Below are 15,445 nucleotides of genomic sequence, written 5' to 3' on the forward strand. Positions count from 1 at the left end.
AAGCAAATGCGTACTAAGTAGTTTGGAATAAACACTAAGTTTATTACTATTGCGGGTACTTTGGGGGTGCAAGCATGACTTTGTCTTATATAGTCTCAGGATTTGCCGTAGGATTACTCGTAGGAATGACCGGCGTGGGCGGCGGATCGCTGATGACGCCGCTGTTGACCCTGCTGTTTGGCGTACCGCCTTCCGTGGCGGTGGGCACCGACCTGGCGTTCGCCTCGATCACCAAGAGCGCCGGCACCCTGACGCACCGCCTGCGTGGCACCATCCGCTGGGATATCGTCAAGCGCCTGTGCATCGGCGCCCTGCCTGCCGCCGTCGTGTCGACCCTGGCGCTCAAATCATTCGGCACCCTGTCGCCGGAAATCGGCCAGATCATCCGTTACTCGATCGCCGCCTCCGTGCTGCTGACCGTCGTGGCGCTGATCTTCAAGGGCCGCATGTTGGCTTGGATTAATGCACACCCCGAGAAACAATTACAAGGCAACAAGCTTGCCGCCGCGACCATCATCGCCGGCGCCGTGCTGGGCGTGCTGGTGACGGTGTCGTCGATCGGCGCCGGCGCCATCGGCGCTACCCTGCTGGTGATGCTGTATCCACGCATGAGCTCGGCCGAAGTGGCAGGCACCGATATCGCCTACGCCGTGCCCCTGACGGCCATTGCCGCCCTGGGCCACTGGTGGCTCGGTTCCATCCACTGGGAATTGCTGGCCTCCTTGCTGGTCGGCTCCCTGCCCGGCATCACGCTCGGCTCCTGGGTGGCCCGCTCCGTGCCGGAAAAGTTTTTAAGAGTACTGCTGGCGATGACCTTGACCGGCGTGGCAGTAAAGCTAATCTATTAATGACCGACCATGTGACGCGAGCAGTATCAAGAACATCATCCCAGGCAGTCTTCCAGTACCCCGGTTTTTTTAGGAATTGATATGTACCATTACGATCAGTACGACCACCTCATCATCAAAGAGCGCATCGCCCAGTACCGAGACCAGGTTGCGCGCCGTATCGCCAATGAACTGACGGAAGAGGAATTCATTCCGCTGCGCCTGCAAAACGGCCTGTACATGCAACGCCACGCCTACATGCTGCGCATCGCCGTGCCGTACGGCTTGCTGTCGGCCAAGCAGATGCGCATGTTCGCGCACATCGCGCGCAAGTACGACCGCGGCTATGGCCACTTCACCACGCGCCAGAATATCCAGTTCAACTGGATTGAACTGGAACAGACTCCCGATATCCTGACGGACCTCGCTTCCGTGGAAATGCACGCGATCCAGACTTCCGGCAACTGTATCCGTAATACAACATCAGACCCGTACGCCGGCGTTGCCGCCGATGAAATCATCGATCCGCGACCGTACGCGGAAGTATTGCGCCAGTGGAGCACTTTCCACCCCGAGTTCATCGCCCTGCCGCGTAAATTCAAGGTCGCCATCAATGGCGCCGAAGAGGACCGCGCCGCCATCGCCGTGCACGATATCGGCTTGACGGCCGTGCGCAACGAGGCTGGCGAAGTGGGATTCAAGGTGATGGCCGGTGGCGGCATGGGCCGCACGCCGATTTTGGGCAGCGTCGTGCGCGAATTTTTACCGTGGCAGCATTTGCTGACGTATATCCAGGCCATCATGCGCGTGTATAACCTGCACGGCCGCCGCGACAACAAATACAAGGCGCGCATCAAGATTTTATTGAAAGCCATCGGCGTGGAAGAATTCACGCGCCAGGTGGAAGCCGAGTGGGTCGACCTGAAAGACGGTCCGGAAACATTGAGCGCGGAGGAAATGCAGCGCGTGGCGGACTTTTTCAATCCGCCCGCCTACCTCGCCCTGCCGGAACTCGACTACAAAGCGGAACACGCGGACAACAAAGCGTATGTGAACTGGCTGGCGCGCAACGTCAAGCCACACCAGCGCCCCGGCTACGTGGCCGTGGTGCTGTCGCTGAAGAAGACGGGCGTGCCGCCTGGCGACGCAACGGCCGAGCAGATCGACTTCGTGGCCGACCTGGCCGACCGCTACAGCTTTGGCGAACTGCGTGTGACGCATGAGCAAAACCTGGTGCTGGCCGACGTGGAGCAGTCGAAACTGTTCAAACTGTGGCAGGAAGCCAAGGCACACGGCCTGGCCACACCGAACATCGGCTTGCTGACCGACATGATCTGCTGCCCGGGCGGCGACTTCTGCTCGCTGGCGAACGCCAAGTCACTGCCGATCGCGGCCGCCATCGCGGAACGCTTCGACAGCATCGACTTCCAGCACGACATCGGCGAGATCGAACTGAATATTTCCGGCTGCATCAATGCCTGCGGCCACCATCACGTAGGCAGCATCGGCATCCTTGGCGTCGACAAGGATGGCAGCGAATGGTATCAAGTGTCGATCGGCGGCGCGCAGGGCAACAACGCCGCCATCGGCAAGATCATCGGACCATCGTTCTCTTCCCTGCAGATGCCTGAAGTCATCGGCCGCCTGCTGCACGTCTACGTGCGCGACCGCCATGAAGGCGAGCGCTTTGTCGATACGGCCCAGCGCCTGGGCCTGGCGCCGTTCAAGGAACATGTCTATGCAACGCCGATCACGGTCGGCAACCTGGTGGGAGAAGACGAATATGTTTGAAGTGCGCGAAGAAATCATCAAGAACGCCGCCGTGGTGCCGAATTCCTGGGGCTTGCTGCGCCTCGATGAGGGCGACACGCCGGAAACGGTCGTCGTGCCTGCCGGCAAGGTCATCGTACCCCTGCCCGTGTGGCAAGCCCAGCGCGAGACCCTGCTGGCGCGCCTGCCCGACATCGGCGTCTGGCTGGCCAGCGACGAGCGCCCGGAAGAACTGGCCGCCGACGTGGCGCAACTGCCCGTCATCGGTGTGGACTTCCCGAAATTCACGGATGGCCGCGGCTATTCCATCGCCTTCAATCTGCGCGCCCGCCTGGGCTTCCAGGGTGAATTGCGCGCCATCGGCGACGTACTGCGCGACCAGCTGTTTTCCATGCACCGTGTCGGCTTTGACGCCTATGCGACGCGCCCGGACCGCAGCATCCATGACGCCCTGAAAGGTTTATCTGTCTTTTCGGAAACCTACCAGGCCTCATGGGATCAAAAATCGCCGCTGTTCCGCCGTCACCAGCGCGAAGGCCAGAATCCTGACCTCGACAACGCGGCCGGCATCTGAGGAATCGTCATGAGCAATTTGACTACTTTAATTGACGCCACCGAGCAAACGCTGACACGCATCGCCGCGGACTTTTCGCCGGCCGTGTTCGCGTCCAGCCTGGCAGCCGAAGACATGGTGCTGACCGACATGATTCTCAAGGCGAAGCTGCCCATCGGCATCTTTTCTCTGGAAACAGGCCGGCTGCACCAGGAAACCCTGGCCGTGCTCGACAAGGTCAAGGCCCGCTACGACCACGACATCACCTTGTACCGCCCGCAGCCGGAAGCGGTGGCTGCCTACGTGGAACAGAATGGTCTGAACGCGTTTTACAACAGCGTCGAGATGCGCCGAGAGTGCTGCCGCATCCGCAAGGTCGAGCCATTGGGTCGCGCCCTGGCCGGCAACAAGGCCTGGATCACGGGCCAGCGCCGCGCCCAGTCCACCACGCGCGCCGAACTGCACGTGCAGGAAGACGACGCGGCACACGCGATGACGAAATTCAATCCACTGGCCGACTGGTCCGAGCAGGATGTATGGGACTATATCCGCGCCAACGACGTGCCCTACAACGCTTTGCACGACCAGGGCTACCCGTCCATCGGCTGCGAACCGTGCACGCGGGCAGTCCAGCCGGGCGAAGATGTGCGCGCCGGACGCTGGTGGTGGGAAAACCCCGATTCCAAGGAATGCGGCCTGCACATGGTGGACGGCAAATTGATACGCATCAAATCCGTGGCAGCCTGACCAGACACAATAGACTCAGCAGAACAAGAAAGCACCCCATATGAGCAATATTTTGAACCAGCGTCACCTCGACAGCCTTGAATCGGAAGCCATCCACATCATGCGCGAAGTGGCGGCCGAATCGGCCAATCCCGCGCTGCTGTTTTCCGGCGGCAAGGATTCCGTCGTCCTGCTGCGTTTGGCCGAAAAAGCCTTCCGCCCAGGCAAGTTCCCCTTTCCCCTCGTGCATATCGACACGGGCCACAACTTCCCGGAAGTCATCACCTTCCGTGACAAGAAAGTGGCCGAGCTGGGCGAGCGCCTGATCGTCGGCTCCGTGGAAGACTCTATCCAGCGCGGCACCGTGCGCCTGCGCAACCCGGCCACGGACTCGCGCAATGCGGCGCAAGCCGTGACCTTGCTGGAAACCATCGCCGAACATAAATTTGACGCCTGCATCGGCGGCGCCCGCCGCGATGAAGAAAAGGCCCGCGCCAAGGAGCGCATCTTTTCCTTCCGCGACGAATTCGGCGCCTGGGACCCGAAAGCCCAGCGTCCCGAACTGTGGGACCTGTATAACACCCGGGTACATCCAGGCGAGAACATGCGCGTCTTCCCCATCTCGAACTGGACCGAACTGGACGTGTGGCAATACATCGCCCGTGAAAAATTGGAATTGCCGCCGATCTACTTCGCGCACGAGCGCCAGGTGATCCCGCGCAACGGCTTGCTGGTGCCGCTGACGGATTTGACGCCGCCGCGCGAGGGCGAAACGGTGGAAACGCAAGTCGTGCGCTTCCGCACGGTAGGTGATATCTCGTGCACCTGCCCCGTGTCGTCCGATGCGGCGACGGTCGACGCCATCATCGCCGAGACGGCAATCACGCAAATCACGGAACGTGGCGCCACCCGCATGGATGACCAGACTTCCGAAGCCTCGATGGAAAAACGCAAGAAAGCAGGGTATTTCTAATGAACGCAGCAATCCAGAACACCATTCCAACCGACAGCCTGGAGCGCGGTATGTTGCGTTTTATCACGGCCGGTTCCGTCGATGACGGCAAGAGTACCTTGATTGGCCGTTTGCTGTTCGACAGCAAGGGCATCTTCGCCGACCAGCTCGACGCCATGTCGCGCTCCAAGCACAAGCGTACGGTGGGCGACGCGGTCGACCTGTCGCTGCTGACGGACGGCCTGGAAGCGGAACGCGAACAAGGCATCACCATCGACGTGGCCTACCGTTACTTTGCCACACCGAAACGCAAATTCATCATCGCCGACACGCCTGGCCACGAGCAATACACGCGCAACATGGTCACGGGCGCCTCGACGGCCGACGCCGTCATCATTTTGATCGACGTGTCGAAAGTCAAACTCGGTGACGATGGCAGCGTGGAATTGTTGATCCAGACCAAGCGCCATTCGACGATTGCCCACTTGCTGCAGATCGAGCACGTAGTCGTCGCCGTCAACAAGATGGACTTGGTCGACTACGATGAGACGGTATATAACCGCATCGTCGCCGCCTACCGGGAATTCGCCCAGTCACTGGGCTTGAAGGACATCACGCCGATTCCCCTGTCGGCCTTGACCGGCGACAATGTCGTCGAGCGCGGTGACAAGCTGGGCTGGTACACGGGCCCGACCCTGATCGAACTGCTTGAGTCCTTGTCCGTCTACGACGAATCGCACGACACGCCATTCCGCTTTCCGGTGCAGCTGGTGGCGCGCCACAATGGCCACGAAGCGAACGACTTCCGCGGCTACATGGGCCGCATCGAAGCGGGCAAGGTCAGCATCGGCGACACCCTGGTGGTACAGCCGTCAGGCCAGACGGCAACAGTAAAAGATATCGTCACCCTGGACGGTTCGCTGCAAACGGCCGTGGTGGGTCAGTCCGTGACCTTGCTGCTCAATGAATACCTGGATATCTCGCGCGGCGACTTGCTGGCCAGCAGCGAGCGCCCCGCCACCCTGCTCAAACAGGTAGTGGCCGACGTGTGCTGGCTGTCGGAGGACGCGCTGGACCTGCGCCGCAAGTACTGGATCAAGCACGGCACCAAGCAGACGGCGGCGAAAGTGACGGCGATTGAATCGATTCTCGATATCAATACGCAGCAGCGCCATCCAGCCGAAGGCTTGAAGCTGAACGATATTGCGCGCATCAGCCTGAACGTGCAGCAGGCGCTGGCAGCCGACGCGTATGCCGATATCCGCGCCACGGGGGCGTTTATCCTGATCGATGAAGTGACCCACCAGACCGTCGCGGCGGGCATGATCCGTCTCGGCTGAGGAAGGCAAACACCATGAACAACTCCACATCTCTCCCTGGCAAGGTCTACCTGATCGGCGCCGGCCCCGGCGCGCAAGACCTGATGACCTTGCGTGGTGCGCGCCTGCTGGCGCAGGCGGACGTCGTGCTGCACGACGCGCTGGTCACCGCAGAGATGCTGGAGCTGTGCCCCCAGGCGCAAAAGATTCTTGTCGGCAAGCGCTGCGGCCAGTTGTCGACGGCGCAAGCTTTCATCAACAAGCAATTGGTCGACAATGCGCGCAAGCACGCCATCGTGGTGCGACTGAAAGGGGGCGACCCCATGCTGTTCGGCCGTGCCGACGAGGAATTGCGCGCGCTGGAAGAAGCGGGCATCGCCGTCGAAGTAGTACCCGGCATTACCACGGCACTGGCGGCAGCCGCCGCCACCCAGCAACCGCTGACCAAGCGCGGCGTCTCGCGCAGCGTGGCCTTTTTCACGTCTAGCACGGCGCCGGGCGAACCGGACCAGACGCGCATCCCAGACTGCGATACCCTGGTGCAATACATGGGTGGCCGCGAAGCCATCGCCACGGCGCAGCGCCTGATGGCCCAGGGCCGCCGTGCCGACACGCCGGTGGTAGTGATTGAAAACTGCAGCCGTCCGGACCAGCGCATCGTACGCATGCCGCTGGGCGCGCTGGCGCATGGCCTGGGCGACACCCACGGCCCCGTGCTGGTGATGCTGGGCGACGCCATGGCCGCCCGCGCGCACCAGGCGATCGAAGAGACGGCTGCCATTCTGGCGCGTCATGCTTGAATAAACACACCGTATTTTACCGACTTTAAAGTCAGTAACCGACGTCTTCAGAGGAAACATGATACGATGCTCACGCATCTTTTCTCGAGAAGTTGTTGCGTGATAGCAATAAACTCACGCTTCGCCCCACCATAGCGCTTGCCATGCGGTCTCCCGGCTGACGGGAAGCACTGGCAATCTCCCCGAAAAAAGCTGCGCCCGCAGGCTGCAATATCGCGCCGCGCAACTTTAGCCTTACGATCACACATGAATTTCAATTCCATGCGCGAAGCCCTGACTTCGCTCAGCCGCAGCAATGTCGGCGTCGCCAGCGCTGTGCTGTCAAGCATGCTCGCCTCCATCGCCCTGTGGACGGTGTTTCCGAATATCGACGACGAAAACCATTTGCTGGAATGGCTGCAGGCGCTGTTCCTGGCCCTGGCTTGCACCGTGCACGGCGTGCGCGCCTGGAAGGAAACCGACCGCCAGTCCCTGCGTTTCCTCATGCACGCCGGCTTGTCGGCTCTGCTGTTCGGCTTCCTGCTGCGCGAACTCGATATCGACCAGTTCGGCACGGCGCCCGCCTGGGCCCAGGCTGAAAAAGCCCTGCGCGTGGTGGAGTTGCTGATCCTGATACGCCTGCTGATCTTTTTCGCGCCGCGTGCGCGCAAGGTCTTCGCCCTTGCGCCACAGATTTTCAGCATGCGCATCACCATCCTGACGGCCATCGGCGGCTTGCTGATGATCGCTGGCTGGCCTTTCGACAAGAAAGTATTTCACGGCATGCCGGACGCTTACGCGCTGCTGGGAGAAGAAGTGCTGGAACTGGGCGCTTATTTGCTGCTGTTCCTCGCGTCGCTGTCCGACAGCATGGCCGCCGCCCGCATCAGCCTGGCGCCGAAGGGCAAACGCTAACCCGATTCAAATGAAGATGGCAGCGGCAGCAGCCGCTGCAAGGTAGCGGCCACGCGCAGCAGGCGCGGGTCGTCATCCTCGGCCTCGTCGCAGGTATCGTTGATACAGAAAAACGGCAAGCTGCCGAACTGTGCCAGCAGCTGCGCCAGCTGCTGCGGCGCTTCCACATCGCCGCTGGCGATATGCAGCGGGTCGAGCATGTGCGACCGCGCCAGTCCCTGATGCACCATCCAGCGCGGCACCAGGTCGGGCAGCAATGCCGGCACCTGCCAGGAGCGAAACACTGTCGCGCGCACGCCGGCAAACATGGCCGGCGCCAGCCCTTCCAAGGCATGCAGCGCACTTTTCAGCATGGGGCGCGGCGCGTGCGCATACAGACGTGGTTCATGCAAGTAATCGGCATACTGCGCCGACAGCCATTGCCGCGACAAGGCGGCGCAATTGACGGGCGCCGCCACGTCGGCGCGCAAGCCCTGCACCTCATCGTGTAGCGCGCTCTCCGTAAACACGCTCAAACGCCGGTCGCCTTCCCCGCCAAACCAGAATGCGGGCTCGAACGGCGCACCAAAAAATACGTCGTCATTCAAATACAGGAAACGCTCGGACAGGCCAGGAATATGGTGCAGATACGATTCGATATGGCCGGAATCGAACACGGGCAGCGATGCCCCGGGCATCAGGCTGGCATGATCTATCACCGTCAGGCGCGGTGAGGCGCGCAGCCAGGCGGGCACCTGGCGGTCCGTCAGCAGATAGACATGGCCGTGGCCGGGGAAGAAACGCTCGAGCGCGCGCAGGTTGTAGCGCAGTTCGCCGTTGTCACGGTAACGCCCCGCCACGTTGCCGTGCAGGGCCAGCTGCCCTGGATGCGCCTGCGCCCAAGCGGCGTACGCCTGCTGCCGGCGCGTGCGCCAGGCGGGATCGGCACCGTCGACCCACAGGTAGACGATGTCTATGGGCGCCGCTGGCATCGCGCTGGCCGCGCTCAAGGAAGCGGGCTGGAACCTGGCGCCGCCACGCAGTAATCGGCGATGGCAGCGAGCACGCTGGCGTTCTCGCCAACCGCCTCGACTACCTTCAGGCGCAATTGCGGATGCTGCTGGCGCAGCTCTTCCAGCAAGAGCGGCAAGTCGCGCAGGACATGCCCGCCCTGCCCCAGGAACACCGGCACCACCGTGACGTCCAGGATGGCGCCGGCGGGCAGCTCGGCCAGCAGGGTCGCTACCAGCTCGGGCAGGCGCGGTGTCATCAGCTCCAGGAAGGCCAGGTGCACGCTGGTGCCGGGCATGCGCGCCTGGGTAAGATCACGCAGGCGCTCGAAGGGCGCGGCCCACGATGCGGCGCGCGCGCCATGGGCAAACAAGATTAGTGTCTGTTGCACGTTCGTCTCCATCAGTGCCGTTCCACCCACCACAGGGCGCCCAGCGCCAGCAGCAGATACAGGGTGCTCGGCGCCACCGCCGTCAGGAAGGCTGGCCAGGTGCTGAGCAGCCCAAGATGCGAAAAGAGCGTATTAACCAGCATGAAGCTCACGCCGATCATGATGCCGATGAATATCTTCAGGCTGATGCCGCCGCTGCGGGTGTGCATGTAGGCGAACGGCAGCGCCAGCGCCATCAGCACGAAGATGGCCAGCGGATCGATCAGCTTTTTCCAGAAGGCGATGCGGAAACGCTCGGTTTCCTGCTTGTTCTCGGCCAGGTGGCGCGTGTACACGGCCAGTTCGCTGGCCGACATGCGTTCGGGATCGGAAGCCGATACCGTCAATATCTTCGGCGTCACTTCCGACACCATGTCCTTGCTGGCGCTTTGCACCGTGCGCACCAGGCTCGTTTCCTGCCCAAAGTAGTTCGCCAGCTTCGGCTCGAAGCCGGGCGAAGTTGCCGCGCTGTTCGAGAACGACGTTTCCGTCACTTCGGTCAGGCGCCAGGTGTTATTACCCTGATACGTCGCGCCCTTGGCCACGGTCAGGGTGCGCAAACGCATATCGGTGTCAAATTCATACAGTTTGACGTTTTTCAGCTGGCCGTCCGGACGCGCTTCGCCCACATTGAAAAAGCGCGAACCGGTGACGGTGCCGGTCAGGCCGTCGCTCTTGACCATGTCCTTCGTCCACAGGCCGGAGCGAAATTCGCTCGACACGGCCGCGCCGCGCGAAGTCAGCTTGAGGCGTTCGGCCAGCGGCTCGGTGCGCGGCGTAATCACCTCACCGAAGATGAAGGTAATGACCACGAAGACGATACCGATGCGGAACAGGAAACCGGCCGCCATCGCCGTCGACATGCTCGAGGCGCGCATGATGGTAAATTCGGAACTGGCCGCAAACTGCGCCATCGTGTAGATCGTGCCGATCAGTGCCGCAATCGGCATCACCTCGTACACGTGCCCCGGCACCAGCACCAGCACATACAGGAAGGCATACTGGATGGTGTAGCCGTTGCGGCCCACCTTGGGCAGCTCGCCAGTCAGGTCGATGAAAGCCTGCAGTGCCAGGAAGGCAAGCAGCACGAACAGCACCGCCTGGAATATCGAGACTGCAAAATAGCGCTGTAAAATCTTCATTTCGATGCCGCTTTACTTATATTGCCGGCGCGGCGCGCGCGCTTGAAGGACGCCAGCAGAACCAGCGGATGGTAGCGGTGATTCACATTCAGGCGCCACGCAAACAGCGCCACGACTGCCAGTGCCGCCAGCAGATGCAGCGGCCACCAGGCCAGGCCGAATGTCAGGCGCCCCTGCTTCACGCTCGCTTCGGCGACCTTGATAAGGTTGCTGTACGTAAAGAAAATCAGCAGGGCCACGATCAGGTTGGCCGAACTGCCGGCACGCGGATTGACGAAGCCCAGCGGAATGGCCAGCAGGATCAGCATCAGCCCGATCAGGGGCGCACTGACGCGCCACAGCAATTCGGCCATGGTGTAGGGATTCGGATCGGCGACGAGCGCCATGGTGCTCATGGCGCGCACGCCCAGTTCCGCGCCCAGTTCCTGCTGCTTGCTCTCGATGCGCATGATGTACTGCTCGAATTCCATGGTCTGGAAGTCCGCCTGCGTCGGCACGCCCTGATAGCGCCGGCCGCTCTTGAGCACCAGGAAGCGTTCGCCCTTGGCGTCGGTATTGATCACGCCTTCCCTGGCGACGACAACGACGGCGCTCCCCTTCTCATCGACGGTATTGACGAAGACGTTCTGCACCACGTTCTTCTCGCCGCTGACACCCTCGACGAAGAAGATGCGGTTGCTACCGGCCGATTCGCGGAACTGGCCCGGCGTGACTTTCTGCAGGTCTTCGCGCTTTTCAAAGCGCGCCACGTATTCATCGCTTTTCTTTTGCGCCCACGGCGTGGCGTACAGGCTAAGGATGCCGGTGGCCAGCACCAGCGGCAGGCCGAAGCTCAGGACCGGCCAGATCCAGCGCGACAGGCTCATGCCGGAAGCGAACCACACCACCATCTCCGACTCCTTGTAGCTGCGCGTGACGACCATCAGCACCGAAATGAAACCGGTAAGGATAATGATGGTGGGCAGCTGCATCAGGGCGGAAAAGACCATCAGCGACATGACGTCGGCCGACGCGATCTTGCCGCCCGCCGCCTTGCCGAGAATACCGATCAGCATCCAGGTGAGCAGGATGCTGAACAAAACAGTGAAGGTGGCCCCGGCGGCACTAGCCAATTCACGTCGAAGGGCGCGTTGAAAGATCATTCGGAGTTTATAATTCGGGTCAGTTAGTTGAGTAACACGTTACTAGTAAATGAAAACGGAGAACCAAATGGACTTTAGCATAAAAGCATTCGATACCAAGAGCACCCTCGGCACGGCCAAAAGCGGATGCATCGCGGTTGCGGTATTCGAAAACAAAAAACTGTCGCCAGCGGCAAAATCGCTGGACAGCAAGGGTGCGATTTCGGCTGCGCTGAAGTCCGGCGACATCAGCGGCAAGCCAGGCAGCACCTTGCTGCTGCGCGCAGTCGATGGCGTCGCCGCCGAACGTGTTCTGCTGGTAGGCATGGGCAGCGATGAAACTGTCAGCGAAAAAAGCTTCGCTACCGGTGTACAAGCGGCCCTCAAGGCTTTCGGCTCGCTGGGCGCTGCGGACGCCATTATCGCATTACCGCTGACGGAAGTGAAAGAGCGCGACGTAAATTGGGCAATCCGTTGCGTGGTGCAAGCCGCCCACGACAGCGAATACCGTTGCGACTCGCAAAAAAGTAAAAAAGATCCGGCGCCAGCAGGCGTGCGCAAGATCGTCCTGGCGGCACCCGCAACGGCGGCCACCCGCGGCGCGCTGGCGCAAGCCATCGCCATCGCCAACGGCTCCGACCTGACGCGCAAGCTGGGCGACCTGCCGGCGAACATCGCCAATCCGACCTACCTGGCCAACACGGCCAAACAGCTGGCCAAGGAATACAAGTTCGAAGTCGAAGTCCTGGACCGCAAACAGCTCGAAGCGCTGAAAATGGGCAGCTTCCTGTCCGTCACCAACGGCAGCGAACAGCCGCCGAAATTCATCGTCCTGAAGCACATGGGCGGCAAGGCCAAGGATGCGCCAGTGGTCCTGGTCGGCAAAGGCATCACCTTCGACACGGGCGGCATTTCGATCAAGGCTGGTCCTGGCATGGATGAAATGAAGTACGACATGTGCGGTGCAGCCTCGGTACTGGGCACCTTCCGCGCCATCGGCGAAATGAATCTGAAGCTGAACGTCATCGGCGTCATCGCCGCGTGCGAAAACATGCCGTCGGGCCGCGCCACCAAGCCGGGCGACATCGTCACCTCGATGAACGGTCTGACCATCGAAGTACTGAACACCGACGCCGAAGGCCGTCTGGTGCTGTGCGACGCGCTGACCTACGCCGAACGCTTCAAGCCGGCAGCCGTGGTCGATATCGCCACCCTGACGGGCGCTTGCGTCGTCGCCCTGGGCCACCATAACAGCGGCCTGTTTACGCGCAGCGATGCGGCGCATGACCAGCTGGCCAATGAACTGCTGGCAGCGGGCAAACAGTCCAGCGATACGGCATGGCGCATGCCGATCGAAGAGGCGTACAACGAGCAGCTGAAATCGAACTTCGCCGACCTGGCCAACATCGGCACGCCAGGCGGCGGCTCGGTGACGGCAGCGGCGTTCCTGGAAAACTTCACCAAGAAGTACACCTGGGCGCATCTGGACATCGCCGGCACGGCATGGAAATCGGGCGGCTCGAAGGGCGCGACCGGTCGTCCAGTGCCATTATTGACAACGTTCCTGATCAACCGCGTATAAGAGAACGCCAGACCAAACCTGCTGCGCAGGGCTATTGGCGGCCGGCATCGCTCGCTGTACATAAAGTACAGCTGCGCTTCTCGGCCACCACCAACTCCCGCTCGCTAAGGTTTTGTCAGGCGTCGTTACGTAAAAAGATAGCCGCCACGGTCACTGACCTGGCGGCTTTTTTCATGCTTGGCGTATTAGTTAGTAGACGACGGAATTGGGCAAAGGTGATGGCGCCACCTTCGGCTGCACCACGGCTTCCGGCACGGCGGCCGCTGGCGAAGGAGCGGACGGGTTCACGCCAAGGGGCGCGGGTGGCGGCGCCAGGCGCGCGGGGTCCTGCATGACAATAGTCAAAATGGATGGGTAGTCAAAGCCCGCACCCGTGTTGCGGTCGACGAAATAGCCGACGCCCAGGGTCAGGATGACATTGCCCCATACGCTGCCATTGAGCTTGGGATCGATATGGTCGTCCGTGGCGATGGCGGGCGAGCCGTGCTTGCGGCAGTCGACTTTCAAAGGCTCCTGGCTCTTGCGAATGGTAATGCGCCCGGGCGTGGTGACGAACCACTTGCCCACGTCGTTGCTGAGGATGCAACCGGCACCATTCAGCTCACGGTTGTCCTGGATAGTTTGCACCAGCACCATCTGCTCTGTGTTGCCGGTCAACGTGGCGCAGCCGGCCAGGCCAAGCAGTAGCAGCGTCCCGGCGGCAAGGACGGCAGACGATGGGACACGCATGGCTGGCTCGCTTAACGGACGGGAATCGGCTGGTCGCCGGGTACGGCGACGGCGGTGACGCTATTTTTCGGACTGCCCTCGATCAGGCGGTCGGAATACACGAGATAGACCAGCGCATTGCGCTTGCTGTCGACCATGCGCACCACGCGCACATGCTTGAAGAAGATCGAGGCACGCTCGGTAAACACTTCTTCCTGGCGCGGCAGCTTGCCCTTGAATTGCAGCGGCCCCACCTGGCGGCAAGCCACGGCCGCATCGGCCTTGTCTTCGGCCAGGCCGACGGCGCCCTTGATGCCGCCCGTCTTGGCGCGCGACAGATAGCAGCTGACCCCAGCGACGCGCGGATCGTCATACGCTTCGACGACAATCTTGTGGTCAGGACCGATCAGTTTGAACACCGTGTCGACCGAACCGATGGTTTCGGCCTGCGCCGCGGTGCAGGCAACACCCAGCACCAAAGCGGCTGACAGCAATTTATACATGTAGATAATCCCGGGCACGCACGCAGGCGGCCATCAGTTGATGGGAGCGAAACGCTGGACCATGACGCCGTCGACTTCAATCAGCTGAAAGAACACGTCCTTCGGCCGGGTCCAGATGGAACCGTCCGCAGCGCGATACACGATCATCGGCGTCAGATCCGCTTCCAGCGTGGCTTCGCACACCAGTTCATAAATGCCGCCCTTGTAGTGCCGATAACGCATCGCCGTCCCCTCAAGCCGTTGAATCTTCGCTCTTGTCGTCGGCCAGTGCCTTCTGCTTCATCTTCAGGCCCTGGATCACTTTCAGTATGCCTTCCATGCCGGCAGCGCCATCGGCGCCGCTAAAGGCGTCGAGCACTTCATTGAGCACCTTGTTGCGCACGGTCGCTTCATCGGACGACATTTCCAGCGCGCGCTGGGCTTTCGCCGCCTTTTCGGCCGCGCTCACGCGCGGCTTGGCCGCCGTCTTGCCATGCGTCAGAGCTGCCTGCCAGATAACCCAGCGGCGCTGGGTCTCGAAAATCAGGTACTCATCCGGTTTGTCTTCTCTTCGCCGCACAATGTGGCCGTCACGCTGCGCCCACGCTTCAAATGCAGTTCGCATTTTCTTCCTTTGCAAATGCTACGCGCAAGTCTCACTATTAAAACTGCAACATTTCAAAATAGTACCATCTATTGATGTCGCAAAACAGTCTCATAGATATAGTACTGCAATTTATATAACAAGTCTGGCGGCGCCAGAAACGGAAGCTAGGCTCCGCCCCGGCATAGTGGTCATGTAATCGGAATAGCAATTACAACTAATTACAACTGCTTCCTGTTCGGTTCTCAACTTGGCTGTAACTAAGCCGTGTGACACAGCTGTTACATTGTGCCATTTTAGTAGTTTTTATCGCGTTTTAGCGAGAAACTTTACACCTTTATCGCGTTACACGGCGAGACGTAGCCTGCCACGCCAGCCACTTATGCCAAATCAAACCTGATGGTTGATGAATCATACACATAAACATAATATTCATGCGTCACGATTGACTAAATGTAAATACTTTATTAACACTCCTTTTCCCTATGGGAAAACAAAGTGCTTGTGCGACAAGCGGGGAGCAGCACACCGTCGACACGCATGCG

17 protein-coding genes are annotated in these 15,445 nt (G+C 60.9%); 9 read left to right on the plus strand and 8 right to left on the minus strand.

Annotation, left to right across the window (positions count from 1 at the left end):
* The first annotated feature begins 74 nt into the window (after window positions 1-74).
* From C8C89_RS24395 to C8C89_RS24430, 8 genes are all read left to right on the plus strand, one after another.
* A complete protein-coding gene (locus tag C8C89_RS24395) occupies window positions 75-848 on the plus strand; it encodes a sulfite exporter TauE/SafE family protein (protein ID WP_101480226.1) in 774 nt (257 codons plus the stop codon).
* Between the two features lie 81 nt (window positions 849-929).
* Window positions 930-2,618: a nitrite/sulfite reductase gene (locus tag C8C89_RS24400; RefSeq protein WP_101480225.1), complete on the plus strand. Its 1,689-nt coding sequence runs from the start codon at window positions 930-932 to the stop codon at window positions 2,616-2,618.
* Window positions 2,611-3,171: a DUF934 domain-containing protein gene (locus tag C8C89_RS24405; RefSeq protein ID WP_101480224.1), complete on the plus strand. Its 561-nt coding sequence runs from the start codon at window positions 2,611-2,613 to the stop codon at window positions 3,169-3,171. The genes C8C89_RS24400 and C8C89_RS24405 overlap by 8 nt, the downstream gene beginning before the upstream one ends.
* 9 nt (window positions 3,172-3,180) lie before the next feature.
* A complete protein-coding gene (locus C8C89_RS24410; RefSeq protein ID WP_101480223.1) occupies window positions 3,181-3,897 on the plus strand; it encodes a phosphoadenylyl-sulfate reductase in 717 nt (238 codons plus the stop codon).
* 40 nt (window positions 3,898-3,937) lie between these two features.
* A complete protein-coding gene (gene cysD / locus C8C89_RS24415) occupies window positions 3,938-4,849 on the plus strand; it encodes a sulfate adenylyltransferase subunit CysD (protein ID WP_133993663.1) in 912 nt (303 codons plus the stop codon).
* The gene (locus tag C8C89_RS24420; protein ID WP_101480221.1) at window positions 4,849-6,168 is read left to right on the plus strand and encodes a GTP-binding protein; all 1,320 of its coding nucleotides are present in this window, start codon (window positions 4,849-4,851) and stop codon (window positions 6,166-6,168) included. Before cysD ends, C8C89_RS24420 begins: the two co-directional genes overlap by 1 nt.
* A 14-nt stretch (window positions 6,169-6,182) precedes the next feature.
* Window positions 6,183-6,947, plus strand: a complete 765-nt coding sequence (gene cobA, locus C8C89_RS24425) for a uroporphyrinogen-III C-methyltransferase (protein WP_133993674.1) — start codon at window positions 6,183-6,185, stop codon at window positions 6,945-6,947.
* A 246-nt stretch (window positions 6,948-7,193) separates the two neighbouring features.
* Complete coding sequence (locus tag C8C89_RS24430; protein ID WP_133993676.1) at window positions 7,194-7,841, plus strand: hypothetical protein; 648 nt, start codon at window positions 7,194-7,196, stop codon at window positions 7,839-7,841.
* On the opposite strand, the gene C8C89_RS24435 is transcribed toward C8C89_RS24430, so the two are convergent.
* Genes C8C89_RS24435 through lptF form a run of 4 tightly spaced genes read right to left on the minus strand, consistent with a single transcriptional unit; the run spans window position 7,838 to window position 11,545 of the window.
* Window positions 7,838-8,830 carry a Stealth CR1 domain-containing protein gene (locus C8C89_RS24435; protein WP_243858389.1) on the minus strand — a complete coding sequence of 331 codons (993 nt, stop codon included), beginning with the start codon at window positions 8,828-8,830 and terminating at the stop codon, window positions 7,838-7,840. The genes C8C89_RS24430 and C8C89_RS24435 overlap by 4 nt on opposite strands.
* Window positions 8,827-9,234, minus strand: a complete 408-nt coding sequence (locus tag C8C89_RS24440; RefSeq protein ID WP_101480218.1) for a CbiX/SirB N-terminal domain-containing protein — start codon at window positions 9,232-9,234, stop codon at window positions 8,827-8,829. The genes C8C89_RS24435 and C8C89_RS24440 overlap by 4 nt, the downstream gene beginning before the upstream one ends.
* Window positions 9,234-10,403 (minus strand): LPS export ABC transporter permease LptG, encoded by a 1,170-nt coding sequence (gene lptG, locus C8C89_RS24445; protein ID WP_133993678.1) that lies wholly within the window; start codon window positions 10,401-10,403, stop codon window positions 9,234-9,236. Before lptG ends, C8C89_RS24440 begins: the two co-directional genes overlap by 1 nt.
* Window positions 10,400-11,545 carry an LPS export ABC transporter permease LptF gene (gene lptF, locus C8C89_RS24450; RefSeq protein WP_133993679.1) on the minus strand — a complete coding sequence of 382 codons (1,146 nt, stop codon included), beginning with the start codon at window positions 11,543-11,545 and terminating at the stop codon, window positions 10,400-10,402. The genes lptG and lptF overlap by 4 nt, the downstream gene beginning before the upstream one ends.
* A gap of 67 nt (window positions 11,546-11,612) precedes the next feature.
* Between lptF and C8C89_RS24455 the strand changes: the two genes are divergently transcribed.
* Window positions 11,613-13,106, plus strand: coding sequence for a leucyl aminopeptidase (locus C8C89_RS24455; RefSeq protein ID WP_133993681.1), 1,494 nt, complete (start codon window positions 11,613-11,615; stop codon window positions 13,104-13,106).
* A 189-nt stretch (window positions 13,107-13,295) separates the two neighbouring features.
* Here the strand turns inward: C8C89_RS24455 and C8C89_RS24460 are convergent, their stop codons facing one another.
* The 4 genes from C8C89_RS24460 to C8C89_RS24475 are packed head-to-tail and all read right to left on the minus strand — an operon-like array spanning window position 13,296 to window position 14,921.
* Entirely contained in the window at window positions 13,296-13,835 is a 540-nt protein-coding gene (locus C8C89_RS24460; RefSeq protein ID WP_243858392.1) for a hypothetical protein, read from the minus strand.
* An 11-nt stretch (window positions 13,836-13,846) separates the two neighbouring features.
* Complete coding sequence (locus C8C89_RS24465; RefSeq protein WP_101480214.1) at window positions 13,847-14,317, minus strand: CreA family protein; 471 nt, start codon at window positions 14,315-14,317, stop codon at window positions 13,847-13,849.
* 33 nt (window positions 14,318-14,350) lie between these two features.
* Window positions 14,351-14,539 carry a DUF1653 domain-containing protein gene (locus tag C8C89_RS24470; RefSeq protein ID WP_071078859.1) on the minus strand — a complete coding sequence of 63 codons (189 nt, stop codon included), beginning with the start codon at window positions 14,537-14,539 and terminating at the stop codon, window positions 14,351-14,353.
* Between the two features lie 10 nt (window positions 14,540-14,549).
* Window positions 14,550-14,921, minus strand: a complete 372-nt coding sequence (locus C8C89_RS24475; RefSeq protein WP_096234395.1) for a hypothetical protein — start codon at window positions 14,919-14,921, stop codon at window positions 14,550-14,552.
* Window positions 14,922-15,445: the final 524 nt, after the last annotated feature.

The sequence above is a fragment of the Janthinobacterium sp. 75 genome (assembly GCF_004365495.1).
Lineage (GTDB): Bacteria > Pseudomonadota > Gammaproteobacteria > Burkholderiales > Burkholderiaceae_D > Janthinobacterium.